The 14,973-nt window shown below is 45.5% G+C and carries 12 protein-coding genes; 2 read left to right on the forward strand and 10 right to left on the reverse strand.

Annotated elements, in window-relative coordinates; translation table 11 throughout:
• Nucleotides 1-3: 3 nt before the first annotated feature.
• From NDJ01_RS12110 to NDJ01_RS12125, 4 genes are all read right to left on the reverse strand, one after another.
• Complete coding sequence (locus NDJ01_RS12110) at nt 4-981, reverse strand: J domain-containing protein (RefSeq protein WP_258586748.1); 978 nt, start codon at nt 979-981, stop codon at nt 4-6.
• A gap of 76 nt (nt 982-1,057) precedes the next feature.
• Nucleotides 1,058-1,717: an OmpA family protein gene (locus NDJ01_RS12115; RefSeq protein ID WP_005377956.1), complete on the reverse strand. Its 660-nt coding sequence runs from the start codon at nt 1,715-1,717 to the stop codon at nt 1,058-1,060.
• Between the two features lie 217 nt (nt 1,718-1,934).
• Nucleotides 1,935-2,630 (reverse strand): DUF2786 domain-containing protein, encoded by a 696-nt coding sequence (locus tag NDJ01_RS12120; RefSeq protein WP_005395879.1) that lies wholly within the window; start codon nt 2,628-2,630, stop codon nt 1,935-1,937.
• Nucleotides 2,631-2,839: 209 nt separating this feature from the next.
• Nucleotides 2,840-3,520 carry a DUF3334 family protein gene (locus NDJ01_RS12125; RefSeq protein WP_006742601.1) on the reverse strand — a complete coding sequence of 227 codons (681 nt, stop codon included), beginning with the start codon at nt 3,518-3,520 and terminating at the stop codon, nt 2,840-2,842.
• A gap of 263 nt (nt 3,521-3,783) precedes the next feature.
• Between NDJ01_RS12125 and NDJ01_RS12130 the strand changes: the two genes are divergently transcribed.
• Together NDJ01_RS12130 and NDJ01_RS12135 are read left to right on the forward strand one after the other, a co-directional pair.
• Nucleotides 3,784-6,819 carry an FAD-binding and (Fe-S)-binding domain-containing protein gene (locus tag NDJ01_RS12130; RefSeq protein WP_258586749.1) on the forward strand — a complete coding sequence of 1,012 codons (3,036 nt, stop codon included), beginning with the start codon at nt 3,784-3,786 and terminating at the stop codon, nt 6,817-6,819.
• A gap of 73 nt (nt 6,820-6,892) precedes the next feature.
• Nucleotides 6,893-7,354, forward strand: a complete 462-nt coding sequence (locus tag NDJ01_RS12135) for an isoprenylcysteine carboxylmethyltransferase family protein (protein WP_258586750.1) — start codon at nt 6,893-6,895, stop codon at nt 7,352-7,354.
• A 110-nt stretch (nt 7,355-7,464) separates the two neighbouring features.
• On the opposite strand, the gene NDJ01_RS12140 is transcribed toward NDJ01_RS12135, so the two are convergent.
• The 6 genes from NDJ01_RS12140 to hutC all read right to left on the reverse strand — a co-directional run bounded on the left by NDJ01_RS12140 (nt 7,465) and on the right by hutC (nt 14,945).
• Entirely contained in the window at nt 7,465-8,190 is a 726-nt protein-coding gene (locus NDJ01_RS12140) for a DUF3581 domain-containing protein (protein WP_005395883.1), read from the reverse strand.
• 337 nt (nt 8,191-8,527) lie between these two features.
• Complete coding sequence (gene hutH / locus NDJ01_RS12145; protein ID WP_046874830.1) at nt 8,528-10,063, reverse strand: histidine ammonia-lyase; 1,536 nt, start codon at nt 10,061-10,063, stop codon at nt 8,528-8,530.
• An 11-nt stretch (nt 10,064-10,074) separates the two neighbouring features.
• On the reverse strand, nt 10,075-11,772 hold the full coding sequence (gene hutU / locus NDJ01_RS12150; RefSeq protein WP_104971554.1) for a urocanate hydratase: 1,698 nt from the start codon (nt 11,770-11,772) through the stop codon (nt 10,075-10,077).
• A gap of 73 nt (nt 11,773-11,845) precedes the next feature.
• Nucleotides 11,846-12,856, reverse strand: coding sequence for a formimidoylglutamase (gene hutG, locus NDJ01_RS12155; protein WP_104971555.1), 1,011 nt, complete (start codon nt 12,854-12,856; stop codon nt 11,846-11,848).
• Between the two features lies 1 nt (nt 12,857).
• A complete protein-coding gene (hutI, locus tag NDJ01_RS12160; protein WP_114322440.1) occupies nt 12,858-14,108 on the reverse strand; it encodes an imidazolonepropionase in 1,251 nt (416 codons plus the stop codon).
• A 129-nt stretch (nt 14,109-14,237) separates the two neighbouring features.
• A complete protein-coding gene (hutC, locus tag NDJ01_RS12165) occupies nt 14,238-14,945 on the reverse strand; it encodes a histidine utilization repressor (RefSeq protein WP_046874833.1) in 708 nt (235 codons plus the stop codon).
• Nucleotides 14,946-14,973: the final 28 nt, after the last annotated feature.

Here is a 14,973-nt window from a genome sequence, read left to right on the forward strand (position 1 = left end):
TTTTTACTGTTTTGTAACATTTTGTGAGACAAGCTTAAAGGCATGATTGAGTCGCTTCATTTCTTCTTCACTGCCTCTTGTGTCCGGATGATAAAGCTTTGATAGCTGTCTATAGCGTAGCTTGATTGCTTGTAAATCAGGGATGTGTTGTGGTGTGTAGCCAAACATGGCGCATGCGACGCTTAGCTTATGGTTCTCTGCCTGGGTTTTGGATTTCTTAAATTCTTTGAATACTTTCTCTAGCTGACGTTTCAGTTGCTTGTTCGTAAACTCTAGCTCTTTAACTTTTGCCGCCATTCGTTGATTTTGGCTTTCCTCTTTGGCTTCAAGCGCTTTTCTATTCTGCTTAAGTTTCTTGATTACGAGAAAACTTAAGCCGCTGATGATGAGTATCGCCGCTAGCCAAATCAGCCATAGAAACTGCGAGTATTCTACGTTGGGTTTTGCAATTGTTGTGCTTTTCTCTTCTTGTGTTTGCTCCGCCTTTTTATCGAGCGACTTTATTTGTGAGACTTGTTTAGCTCGCAGTTGATTGAAGCGCTGCTCTAACAGTTGATTATAAGCCTGTTCTGCTGCTGGATTATGCTGAGAAGCCATTTGATACAAGGCTTCAGTCAATTGAGAAGTTGTGACCTTATCTTGATTGCGCTGAATAAAGTTAGCGAGAAGAAAGCCCCGATCGGTTGGATCATTGAGTGCGATAGAGGTTAGCCAATATAACGCTTGTGTTTCATTTTTTTCGCCATTTATCCCTTTAGCAAAGTCGTTCGCGAGCTGTTTTTGCGCAGGGAGGTAACCTTGGTTGGCGGATTGCTCTAGCCAGTAACGCGTTTCTGGTGAGGCTTCAGCTTTGTTTGATGCCAATAATTGCTGTGCATACTCATATTGTTCTATGGGGTCATTTGGAGCCTGAGAGGCAAGCAGGTAACCAGAAAAGCTGAGGCTAAATAAGCAGAGTAGGGCAGACGTTTTGACAGACATTGATATGTCAGGCCTAACGATTATGGTTAGGCCTGCTCCGGTAATTTTTTATTATTACCGCTATGGTGCAACCAAATTACTTCAGTGGCAAGATCTGGATTTCAACACGACGGTTGCACGCACGACCTTCAGAAGTTTGGTTTGAGCAAATTGGGTTACGTTCGCCGTAGCCACGTGCAATTGCACGACCAGGTGCAACGTTTTGAGATACTAGGAATTGACGTACGGACTCTGCACGACGCTCAGACAACGTTTGGTTGTATGACTCACTGCCCGTGCTATCAGTGTAACCGTCGATAACAAGGCTGGTATCTGGGTATTCAACCAAGATGCGAGCAACACCGCGTAGCGTATTATGAATGCTAGCATCAAGCTGGTAAGAGCTTGAAGAGAAGCCGATACCATTTTCCATACGCAGTAAAAGCTGGTTCTCACCAACACGCTGAACCTGCACACCAGAGTTTAGCAAAGCGCGACGCAATTCTGCTTCTTGTTGGTCAAAGTAGTAACCAACGCCAGCGCCTGTCGCTCCGCCTGCGGCCGCACCAATGAGTGCATGCTGACGGCGTTCTTTAGCGTCATCGCCCGTTGCTAGACCGATTGCTGCACCAGCGATAGCACCAATAAGCGCGCCTTGCGTGGTTGAGTTAGTTTCGTATTCACCCGTTGTTGCATTTTGGCGTTGAGTGGCTTGACAGCCAGTAAGAGCTAGCACTAGAGCTAGTGCAATAGGCATCTTTTTCAAGGGAAAATCTCCGTATAAAACTGAGGCGAAACCATGCCTCATAATGGGATGCGAATTATGAATAAGTAAGCATTGATATTTGTTATGAGAAAGTAAGATTGATAAGAGTTTCTGTAAGAAAATTCTTATCGTTACTATCACAACTTCAAAAAATAGGTCCCAATAACATTGGAATATTGGAACCTACGTCAATCAATTGCTGCTCTGGTTATTTCGATGGATTGCCCAACATTTTACGCGCTTGCTCGCCGCCAACACCACGGTTAACGGAGACTCTTCTACCTTTTTTCAAGCCCACTTCGTAGTCTTCGGTTAGGTTTTTCATCGCTTCTTTCAGTTGCTTCTTGAAGGTTTCGCGGTCAATGTTTTGGAATTCTTTATCAATATAATCATTGATTTTGTTGGCCGACTCTTCGTCTGGGGAAATGACTGGAAGTTTCTCTATCGCGCCCTCTACCCAACCAGATACAAATGAGTTCACGCGGCGAGTCACCTCTTGAGAAGAGGTGCCCGTACCTGCGAAGCTGTTTCGGAATTGTCCGGTACTTTCGTTCATCTCGCGATAAATAATATCGAAAGCAAATGCAGCAAAAATCGCGCGATCTGCTTCACCGATAAACTCGACACGTTTGAGCCCTTTGTGATTCAACAACACCGCTTCAACACCGAATTTAGTGTTAATGCCGCGAATCACTCGCAATATGGTAGAACTGATATTCGCTGGTAGTAGGTGGGAAGATTGTGTTTTCCCCATTCTGATAAACTCAATATCGTCTTTATCCAGACCATATTTGAGCATGAGGCGATGTGCCATTTTGATAGCATTGGCAGCCTCATTAACATTAGCGGAATTGCCCAGTTCTAAGCACTTGGCGATTTTTTTCAGAGCTTTTTGTTTATCCATCGACAACCAGTAACGAAAGCAGAAAATTTATGAAGTCAGACATATTACCTTTTTTGACATAAAAACGAAATACAAGGTGGGAGTGAAGGTGGTTTATGGACATAAAAAGAAGCCCCGCGGAAGGCGAGGCTAGGCGTTTTAGTTCGTCATAATCAGTATGAAGTCGTACTTGTGTCTAAGAAGCCATTCTTCATTAAGATTAGTTGGAATTACAACCCGAGCTGGTTGAGTAAATCATCGGCGTCATCGTTCGAACTCGACGATTTAGATTCTTTCTCAGCCATATTTTTACGTGTTGCTTCTAAAATATCGTCTGGATTTTCGTCTTCTGCGATTTCAAACTCTTCTAGTTGGATGAACTCAGTTTTGTCCATTGCCAACTCTAGGTAGAAAATGTTGTTATTTTCGGTGGAGAACGTCACTCGGCGAGCTTGAGGGCGGTCAAGGTTGGTATCCACTTGTAAGATGACTTGCTTATTCAGCGCCATCATTTTTGGCTGGTTTTGTGTGATGTTCGTTTGCAGCTCTTTACGAATTTTATTGGTGAAATCTCCAACTAGTTGGTTCATTAGTTCACCCAGAACATCTCCCACCTCGTCAGAAGTATGAGATATTGCCAGTTCTTCTTCTGGCATACCCATATTACGCATGTAGTTGGTGTAGATCTCTAATGCGGCTTTTGCCGTAAAATTAATTACGACTAGCCCGGTAAACCCGCCATCAAACAGAACAAAACAGCCAAAATCTGGCTTGAGGCTAGTCTTGTGGATTTTTTGCACCATTGCAGAGTAATTTACTTGAGAAGATGTCGCCGAAGTAAGGACGCCAGAAACAGACTGGCAAAGTTTGAGAAGGATATCTTCAGTGGTCACAATTTTATTTTTTTTCATTCTGAAAACTCATCTAGAAACGCGATTCGTTCCCCAATGTAAGGCATCAAGCGTGAAAAAATAAAGCATAAGTTTAATTATTGTATCGAGATTCTGATTTGCTCGTCTTTTTAAATGTTGTAAAGTGACGAAATTCAAAGAATATTACTCCTCTCACTTTTTTGCGGCGTCTTGTTGTGCTGACAGCTGCGCTGTATGAGAAATGAGCAAATAATTAGATAACCCGCAGCTGATGGGATCAGCGTCGTAGGGGCAGGAAGCAAATGTTACCAAGATTACACTCGCAAACTGATGTCGATCCTCTTGTTCTTCGTTTTCTGAAAGAGCTTGAACAAGCCGGATTCACTGGCGACATCGAAAGCCAATATTCAAGCCGACTAGCGGTTGCCACTGACAACAGTGTTTACCAGCAACTTCCTCAGTCTGTCGTTCATCCCAAAACGACAGAAGATGTTTCTCTCCTCGGGAAACTGAGCAATAAAGAAAAGTACGAACGAATTACCTTTTCACCTCGTGGTGGCGGCACAGGGACCAATGGTCAGTCGCTAACCAAAGGTATTGTGGTGGATATGTCTCGCCACATGAACAAAGTGCTTGAGATTAATGAGAAAGAAGGCTGGGTTCGTGTACAAACCGGGGTAGTGAAAGATCAGTTAAATGATGCGGTTCGCCCTTACGGTTACTTCTTCTCTCCAGACTTATCTACCAGTAACCGTGCCACGATTGGCGGTATGGTCAACACCGATGCTTCTGGTCAAGGTTCTCTGAAATACGGAAAAACATCCGATCATGTATTGTCGCTACAAGCGGTGTTTGCTGATGGCTCAGTTTTAGAATCAGATCTGTCCAATGGTTACCCCAAAGAAGGCGAGTTTGCTGCCAAGGCGCTACGAGTGACGGAATCCGTATGTCGTGAAAAACGCCAGCAGATCGTGGATAAATTTCCTCCTCTCAACCGCTTCCTAACGGGCTATGACTTAAAGAACGCGCTAGATGAAGACGATGATCGTTTCGATATCACACGAGTGTTGTGTGGTGCGGAAGGTTCATTGGCATTTATTACCGAAGCGAAGCTAAATCTGACGCCAATTCCGAAAGCACGTACTTTGGTTAACGTTAAATACAACAGCTTTGACTCTGCGCTCCGTAATGCACCGTTGATGGTCGAAGCGAAAGCGCTATCTGTAGAAACCGTTGACTCGAAAGTGCTTAATCTCGCGAAGCAAGATATCGTCTGGCACACCGTGAGTGATTTGCTTACCGATGTTCCAAATAAAGAGATGCTTGGCATCAATATGGTGGAATATGCAGGTCAGGACGAAGACGAAGTTGCAGCGCAGGTTGCAGCGCTGACCGCCAAGCTCGATACCATGCTGGAAACAGAAGAAGCGGGCATCATCGGTTACCAAGTTTGTAACGACGTAGCGAGCATTGGGCGTATTTACAACATGCGTAAAAAAGCGGTGGGTTTGTTAGGCGCAGCAAAAGGTCGTGCTAAACCGGTCGCATTCGCTGAAGATACCTGTGTGCCACCAGAAAACCTGGCGGACTTCATTGTAGAGTTTCGAGAACTGTTAGACAGCAAGTCTCTGAATTACGGCATGTTTGGTCATGTGGATGCAGGGGTACTGCATGTGCGTCCTGCGTTGGATTTGTGTGACCCACACCAAGAAGTGCTGATGCACGAAGTTTCTGATGAAGTGGTTAAGCTGGTGGCGAAATACGGCGGTTTGATGTGGGGTGAACACGGCAAAGGTTTCCGCTCAGAATATGGCCCTGAGTTTTTCGGCGACGAGTTGTTTACTGAACTGAGACGTGTGAAAGCGGCATTCGATCCACACAACAAAATGAACCCGGGCAAAATCTGTACGCCGCTTGATAGCGATGCAGAGTTAGTAAAAGTTACCGATACCAAACGTGGTTACTATGACCGTCAGATTGACGTTCAAGTACGTGACAGCTTTAAGCAAGCGATGGAGTGTAACGGTAACGGTTTGTGTTTTAACTACGATACCAGCTCGCCAATGTGTCCATCGATGAAAGTAACAGCCGATCGTCGTCATTCACCGAAAGGTCGTGCGGGTTTGGTTCGCGAGTGGTTGCGTCAGCTCACTGAACAAGGCATTGATATCCTTGACTTAGAAAAGCAAACACTAGAAAACAAAACATCAATCAAAACCATGATTGACCGTGTACGTCATTCTATCAATCGTCGTCACGAATACGATTTCTCCCACGAAGTGTATGAAGCGATGAATGGTTGTTTAGCGTGTAAAGCGTGTGCGAGCCAGTGTCCGATTAAAGTCGACGTTCCGAGCTTCCGCTCACGCTTTTTAAACATTTATCACTCTCGTTACCAACGTCCAGCAAAAGATTATCTGGTTGCGAACATAGAGACTATGCTGCCGATGATGGCGAAAGCGCCAGGTGTCGTAAACGGTGTTTTGAAGCAGTCGTGGGTCAAGAGCTTAACGGCTTCAACAGTTGGGTATGTCGATGCGCCGTTGTTATCAGTACCTACATTGAAACAACGAGTAGAGTCGCTGACAACGCCTTATGATCTGCAAGCGCTCAGCGGTTTGTCTTCGTCTGAAAAGAGCAAGCATGTTTTAATTGTTCAAGACCCATTCACTAGCTACTACGACGCCGATGTCGTAGAAGACTTCGTTAAATTATTGAAAAAGCTGGGCATGCATCCGGTGCTTCTGCCATTTAAGCCGAATGGTAAAGCACAACACATTAAAGGCTTTCTACGTCAGTTTAAGGATACAGCCGCCGATACAGCGAAGTTCTTGGCTATGGTAGCGGATCTGGATATTCCTTTAGTTGGTGTCGATCCTGCGTTGGTGCTGTGTTATCGAGATGAATACGCTGAAGTACTTGGCAGTAAGCGAGGTGATTTCGATGTACTAACGGCCCACGAATGGCTTTACCCAAGACTAGAAGCGTTTGAAAGCGGAGAGCATAAGGCGCAGGAACCTTGGTATCTGTTTGCGCACTGTACTGAAAAAACCAAAATGCCGAATGCGGAAAAAGAGTGGGGCGCTATTTTTGCTCACTTTGGTGCAGTTTTAAATACGGTTCCTGTTGGTTGTTGTGGTATGGCGGGTACGTTTGGTCACGAGGTCGATAAGTTGTCGATGTCGAAAGACATTTACAATTTAAGCTGGAAGCCAAGCTTAGATAAGTTAGATAACGAGAGATGTTTGATTACTGGCTACTCTTGCCGCAGCCAAGTGAAACGCTTTGAAGGAACAAAGCCCAAACATCCCGTTCAGGCGCTGTTAACTTTGATATAATCACATCAAATTAAGCCCAGTTTTACTGGGCTTTTTTAGAAGTCACATACAACAATTTCAAAGGATATGAATCTTGAGAAAACTTGAACTCAAAGTCCCACCTGTTGCGGTGTTTTTGTTGGTCATACTACTCATGTATGGACTGACAGTTCTGGTGCCGAGCCTGAATATTAGCGTGCCCTTTGTCGAGGTTGTGGTTGGCGGGTTAACTTTGCTCTCTAGTTATATGGGCATTGCTGGTGTGTATGAATTCCATAAAGTAAAAACGACGGTTAACCCTGTAAAGCCTGACACGGCCTCTTCCGTGGTGAGAACTGGCGTATTTTCTTTTTCGCGCAATCCTATGTATATGGCGCTACTGCTTCTAATCATTGCAATTGGTTTGTGGTGGCAGCACTTGAGTGTGGTGCTTTGTAGCGTTGTATTTGTCAGTTATATGAATCGATTTCAAATCAAGCCAGAGGAACGTATTCTAGAGCGATTGTTTGGTGAAGAGTATGTGGATTACAAAAACCACGTCCGCCGCTGGATCTAAGCATTGCGTTTAGTTTTATTTGGATGAGACATAAAAAGAAAGCCCAACGACCGACGTTGGGCTTTCTTTTAGTAAACACGTTTTTTGAGCGCTTCTGATAGGGCAGTCGATTAGGCTGCCTTAACGAACTTTGCTAGGAATGCATCCTTACGTTCATTGAAACGGCGTACAAGATCGTCAACCGCTTCTTGGTCATATGGCTTCAAGCCGCTTGCAACCATGCGTTTGATGCCTTTGCCAACGACTTCACCGTCTTCTTTGAACGCAAAGTTTAAGGTGACTACCCCACGTTTACCTTCCACGTCGAATGTTGCGCCAGTGAAATCCACTTCTGGATGCGTAAGGTCTAAGCGTGAAAATTCAACTTCCATGCTTTCATAAATAACCAATGGACGTTGGCAGTTGATCATCATTTGCTTCTCTTCCATAAGAGGAACCATGATGTGAGGGAAGTTCATGCCAGAGAATTGCACGTAATTTGTTACGACATGCTCAATAAATGCGGGATCGTGGTTAGTCTCACCTTCACGGGACATGTGTAAGTATTCTTTACCGGCCTCGTCAACAACGGCGCTTTCTTTTTCACACTTATTTTCAATATGAAGTGCTACACCATCGTTTACCATGCCAGAGAAGTTAAAACGCATCTTTTGGCTGACGCCTTCTTTACTAAGAAGCACTGCGAAAAGTAAGTCCCCAGGGACACAAAAGCGTTTGTTGTCTTCATCGTGGATTGGGTTGTAGTCACCTGCGACACGTTTTGCAAAGTGGCTTGCTTGTTCGCGAGTGAACTGAAACTGGTGATTAGTGTTTGAAAAATAAGGTGTTAGAAACATAATTTTTACGTAGTAACCAAAACTGTGTGGGATTATATGCGAATATCTGCGTAGCAATGGTCCATCCAGTGAAAACTTCACCGTATCCTAACAATAAGACACTATTTCGGCGGATAAATCGTTAAAAACGCATACTTTAGCAACGCTTTTATTTGTGAAAGCAATAAACAGCGACTTTATTACGTCGGCTATTTTTAAAAGTATAGCAATAACAATATGCAAGTGTTCATAAAGATCGCTGGGAATACGTTTAATGAGGAGATAAAAAAGCTCCACGCGAAACGTGGAGCCTTCAAATTATCATCCGGTTTTTAGATTAAGTGCTGGTAATGCTGGATTACTGAATACTTGGTAACAGACTCTCTGGCATGAGCGTGTTGTGGATAGCCAGCTTAAGCAGAGTATTCGCCTGTTCAATGTCCGGCGCAAAGTAGCGATCTTTATCGTAGAACGATACTTTTTCACGCAACATTTGTTTGGCAATCTCGATACGCTCAGAAGACTTGTTTGGTGCTCTAAAGTCTAGGCCTTGTGCTGCTGAGAGGTATTCGACCGCCAGAATGCCGCGAGTGTTTTCCCCCATTTCTTTTAATCTGCGAGCCGCGAAGGTTGCCATTGACACGTGATCTTCTTGGTTTGCTGATGTTGGCAAGCTATCTACTGATGCTGGGTGAGCGAGCGTTTTGTTTTCGCTTGCTAGCGCAGCAGAGGTGACTTGGGCAATCATGAAACCAGAGTTCACACCGCCATTATCAACTAAGAACGGTGGTAATTTTGATAATGCGCTATCGATAAGCAATGCCATACGACGTTCAGACAGGCTGCCGATCTCAGCAATCGCCAGTGCTAGGTTGTCAGCTGCCATTGCAACAGGCTCAGCGTGGAAGTTACCGCCAGAGATGATGTCGTCATCTTCAGCAAACACCAACGGGTTATCTGATACGGAGTTCGCTTCTACTTGCAATACTTCGGCGGCGTTGCGGATTTGCTGCAAACACGCCCCCATTACTTGAGGCTGACAGCGCAACGAATACGGGTCTTGTACTTTTTCACAGTTAGTATGCGAATCACCAATGTCACTTGATGTATCCAATAGATGACGGTAGGCCAGTGCAGCGTCCATTTGGCTGCGATGACCACGTACACGATGAATGCGCGGATCGAATGGACGTCGGCTGCCGAGAGCGGCTTCGACAGACATTGCCCCACATACTGTAGCCGAAGCGAAAAGATCTTCCGCGATAAACAGACCTTCTAATGCGAACGCTGTTGATGCCTGGGTACCATTTAGCAGCGCTAAACCTTCTTTCGGCGCCAGAGTTATGGGTTCTAGACCTGCGATTTTTAACGCTTCTTGCCCAGAAATGATATTACCGTTGTGACGAGCTTGTCCTTCACCTAGTAATACTGTGCTCATATGGGCCAGAGGAGCTAAGTCACCTGATGCGCCAACAGAGCCCTTTTTAGGTACGCAAGGGTAAACTTGTGCGTTAACTAGGTCGGTCAGCATATTAATGACTTTTAGGCGAATACCAGAAAAACCACGAGACAGACTATTGATTTTTAATACCATCATCAGACGAACCGTTTCATCTGACATAAACTCACCGATACCTGCCGCATGAGAAAGAACGATACTGCGTTGCAGTGTTTCCAAATCTTCTGGTGCTATTCGTGTATTAGCCAATAGTCCAAAACCAGTGTTAATTCCGTAAACCGTTCTATCTTCCGCGATGACACGATCCACGACTTGCGTGCTTTCTTCAATGGCCGGAATGGCTTCAGGATCCAAAGTAAGGTTGACTGGTGAACGGCTCACTTGGCGTAGTTCGTTTAAGCTAATATGACCTGGCTTTAGCGTTAAATTTAACATCTCTTTCATCCTTACTTGAGCTTCTTCAGTTCTTCGTTGAGCATTGGCAAATCTAGCCCTTGATCTGCTGCACATTGTTTAGCAATATCGTATCCCGCATCAGCATGACGCATCACGCCTGTTGCTGGGTCGTTATGCAGCACGCGGGCAATACGTTTTGAGGCATCTTCACTGCCGTCACAGCAGATAACCATACCTGAGTGTTGCGAGAAGCCCATACCTACGCCACCACCGTGGTGCAGTGAAACCCAAGTTGCGCCGCCCGCCGTATTGAGTAGTGCGTTTAATAGTGGCCAGTCTGATACGGCGTCAGAACCGTCCATCATGCCTTCTGTTTCTCGGTTCGGGCTTGCTACGGAGCCAGAGTCTAAGTGGTCACGACCAATGACAACAGGCGCCTTAAGTTCGCCATTTTTCACCATTTCATTGAATGCTTGACCAAGACGCTCACGATCTTTAAGACCAACCCAGCAAATACGCGCAGGTAAACCTTGGAACTGGATGCGCTCGCGAGCCATATCTAGCCAGTTATGTAAGTGCGGATTATCTGGAATTAGCTCTTTTACTTTTTGGTCGGTTTTATAAATGTCCTCAGGATCGCCAGAGAGAGCAGCCCAACGGAAAGGACCGATACCTTCGCAGAATAGAGGGCGAATGTAGGCAGGAACAAAGCCAGGGAAATCAAATGCGTTTTCTACTCCTTCTTCCAAGGCCATCTGGCGGATGTTGTTACCGTAGTCGAGTGTTGCGGCGCCGCGATTTTGTAGCTCTAACATGGCTTGAACTTGCACTGCCATGGATTTTTTGGCTGCTTTAACGACCATTGCTTCATCTTGCAAACGCATTTCTGCAGCGTGAGACATGCTCCAGCCTTGTGGTAAGTAGCCATTGAGCGGGTCGTGTGCAGATGTTTGGTCTGTTACTACATCAGGCGTGATATTACGTTCTACCAGCTCAGAGAATACGTCTGCTGCATTACCTAGTAGGCCAACCGATACTGGTGTGTCTGATTCTTTGATTATAGCAAGCGCTTCATCTAAAGATGTCGCTTTCTTATCGACATAGCCTGTACGTAGGCGGTAATCGATACGCGATTCATCACACTCAACCGCAATCATGGAGAAGCCCGCCATCGTACCAGCTAGAGGCTGAGCACCACCCATACCACCAAGACCGCCAGTTAGAATCCATCGGCCTTTTGCTTCGCCGTCAAAGTGCTTTTTCGCAACAGATACGAATGTTTCGTATGTGCCTTGGACGATGCCTTGTGAGCCAATGTATATCCAGCTGCCAGCGGTCATTTGGCCGTACATCATCAAGCCTTGTTTATCGAGCTCGTTGAAGTGTTCCCAGTTTGCCCAATGAGGAACGAGGTTTGAGTTTGCGATAAGCACGCGTGGGGCGTTTTTATGGGTAGGGAAAACACCAACAGGCTTGCCTGATTGAACTAAAAGCGTTTGGTCATCTTCGAGTCTTTCAAGTACTTCAACAATCTTGTCGTAACATTCCCAGTTTCGTGCCGCACGGCCAATGCCGCCATATACAACCAGCGAATGTGGATGTTCTGCAACATCAGGATCGAGGTTGTTCATCAGCATACGAAGAGGGGCTTCGGTTAGCCAAGATTTTGCGCGCAGTTTATCTCCGTGAGGTGCACGAATTGTTCTGCTTGTATCAAGTCGTGGATCTTGTCCCTGGCGCTGTGTCATTTCAGACTCCTTTAGTTTCTCGTGATGACCAAGTACTTGCTTGGTCGTAATAATAAGTGGCATCTAGGATGCGTTATGGTTTGTGTTGCTTTTCCGCCATCGCGTTGGCGATATCCCAACACAAACGGGCAGCTAAGCGTGCAGTTTGACTATCGACGTCATAATTAGGGTTGTATTCGGCGATATCAGCCAGCATGAGCTTATTTTTGTAATGAAGAATTCGATCTAAAAATGGTGCAATTGTGTCGTAACTTACTCCTCGAGCCGCAGGTGCGCTGACCCCAGGTGCGGTTGCGGCGGGAAATACATCCAGATCAATGGTCAAATAGAGGTAATCACAGTCGTCAATAAAATGTTGAAGCTGAGTTAAGTGATAACTGTGGTTTAGGTAACAAAGCTGATTGTCTTCTACATACCAAACATTTAACGCATCTGCTTTTTCAAACAGCGCTTTAGTGTTGCTACTGCGGCTTACGCCAATGCAAGCGTAATGAAAGTCCCAATCATTGCGTTGGCAAAAATGATGAATTTGGTTGAAGGGAGTGCCAGAGCTTGGTTTGATGTCGGCGATGCCGCTCTCGAATGCGCGTAAATCGAAATGCGCATCGAAATTTATGATACCGATTTTAGGCTTCTTCTCTGGATAGTGCGCTTTAAAATACTCCGCTAAGCCGGAAAACGAGGCCCACGCAATCTCATGCCCGCCACCTAACACGATGACAGGCGTATGAGGTAGTGCGCTTGAAATGGTTGCCGCACATAGAGATTGGCTCTCTTCCAGTAAGTCGTCTTCGCACACCACGGTGCCTAAGTCATATAGTGGGACGTCTTGGTGCCATGCTAAATTAGCGAGTGCTCGTCGGATTAAGTCTGGCGCTTTTTTCGCGCCAATGCGTCCTTTGTTTCTCGCTACGCCAGCATCCGTAGCAAAACCCAGTAATGAGACGCCATGCGCAACTGCCCCTAACTCATCTGCTTTCTGGCGTTGAACCACGTGATGAATTCGCTGACCAAGCTTGCCGTCCTCGGCATCATGACGGCCTTGCCAATGAAATAGGGGAGAATGTAGGTCGAATTGAGACATATTATTGGCCTCCGTGTGAAATGTATTCACCATTTACTATACGACCTACCAGACGTTTTGCTCCGACTTGATAGCTTAAATCTGCAGGGCTTTCGATATCCCAGATAGAGAAGTCCGCATCAAACCCTACTTTGATTTCGCCACGTGAATTTTGATAACCCAGAGCTTTGGCTGCATGTTGCGTTACACCACGCAGTGCTTCTTGCGGCGTAAGGCGAAATAGTGTGCACGCCATATTCAGCATGAGTGTGAGATCAGAAAACGGTGATGTACCTGGGTTGACGTCCGTAGCAATTGCCATCGGCACGTTATGCTCTCTCAACAACTCAATCGGTGGTAACTGAGTTTCTCTTAGAAAATAAAAAGCGCCAGGCAGTAGAGTGGCGACAGTGTTTGAGCGAGCAAGTGCTTTAACACCTTGCTCATCTAAAAACTCGATGTGATCCGCTGACAGACCGTTGTATTGCGCAGTGAGGGCTGTACCACCGAGATTCGAAAGTTGCTCTGTATGCCCTTTAACCTTTAAGCCGTGTCGTTTTGCAGCTACAAACACTTTTTCTGTTTGTTCAAGATTGAAACCAATCGATTCACAAAAAACATCGACACTCGTGGCTAATTCTTCCTTTGCGACAACAGGGATTATGTCCTGACAAATGTGCTCAATATAGTCATCTGCACGGCCTTGGAACTCAGGCGGAATGGCGTGAGCGGCAAGAAGTGTAGTGGTGATTTTAACTTTGCGCTCTTGTTCAAGCATTTTGGCTGCACGGAGCATTTTTACTTCGTCATTCAGTGTCAATCCGTAGCCTGATTTCACTTCGACAGAAGTGACCCCGCTCGCGAGTAGCCCGTCTAAACGTGGCAACGCTAACTCAACTAATTGCGCTTCGGTTGCTGAACGCGTCGCATGCACCGTTGAAAGTATCCCACCGCCTTGTTTGGAAATTTCTTGATATGGCACGCCGTTTAAGCGCATTTCAAATTCGTTGGCACGATTGCCCGCGTAAATAAGGTGAGTGTGGCAGTCGATCAAACCTGGCAGAACTAGCTTGCCTTGAAGGTCGATACTCTGAGCGTAATGCTGGGCAGACAGCAGAGACTCGGTTTGCGGTTCGTCTTCACCAATTGCACAGGTGCTGATCGCAACGATTTTTCCAGATTGAATGCCAATACGAGCAGGAGACGTTGGCAGATAACCGCGCTCTCCCGACTGCATGGTGACCAGACGTGCGTTTTCAATCAGCAAATCCATGTTTGTGTCCCTGTGTTTATTTGTATTATTAAATGTATATACAAATAAATAGAGCAAAATAAGAACACTGACAAGATTGATGTTGCTAAAATGTGATCAAAACGTAGATCTAGAGGACCGATCTTGTCATTAAATGAGCACTTTTGAGCTCAGCTTATATTTGTTACCAGGGTGATAAAGTAGGGCGGTACTGACTAACTTATCTTGGCTCCACGTTCTGCGATTCAAGAGAAGGCAAGGCTCATTGGCTTGCATTTTTAAGTCTTGCTTAATACGGCCGTCAGGCACAATTGCCTCTACAGTATGTTCAATAGCGTTGAGTGGGCAATTATCTGACAGGTATTGATTCGGAGTGATTTGTGTGAAGTCTTGATTTAAATAACTCGGGGCATATTGGCTGTTCACCCAGCGGAGTTCTAATTGAATAGGCGTTTGGTCTTCATAGTGAATGATTTCACTGTAAAACACCGTTGTGCCAAGCATGACGCCGAGTTTTGTCGCAATGCTGTCATCTGCTTTTATGGCAACTTGTTTGAGCACTTTACTGCTATATTGTCGCCCTCGGTCGCTGACTTCTTCGGCAATGTTTCGAATGTCTAACAGAGGAGATTCTGACTTTTCACCAGGATCACACACAAACGTACCTAAGCGTGGGCGACGTTGTAATCGGCCCTCATTAACTAAGTCCCGAATTGCTTTGTTCACTGTCATTCTACTGACACCAAATTGCTCGGTAAGCTCAATCTCTGTGGCGATACGATGACCGACTATCCACTCTCCAGCATCAATTTTATCGAGGATAAATTGTTTGATTTGAATGTAGAGTGGTGCAGACATAATGATTCCCTTTTATTTGACTATACAA

The sequence above is a fragment of the Vibrio sp. HS-50-1 genome (assembly GCF_024747315.1).
Lineage (GTDB): Bacteria > Pseudomonadota > Gammaproteobacteria > Enterobacterales > Vibrionaceae > Vibrio > Vibrio diabolicus.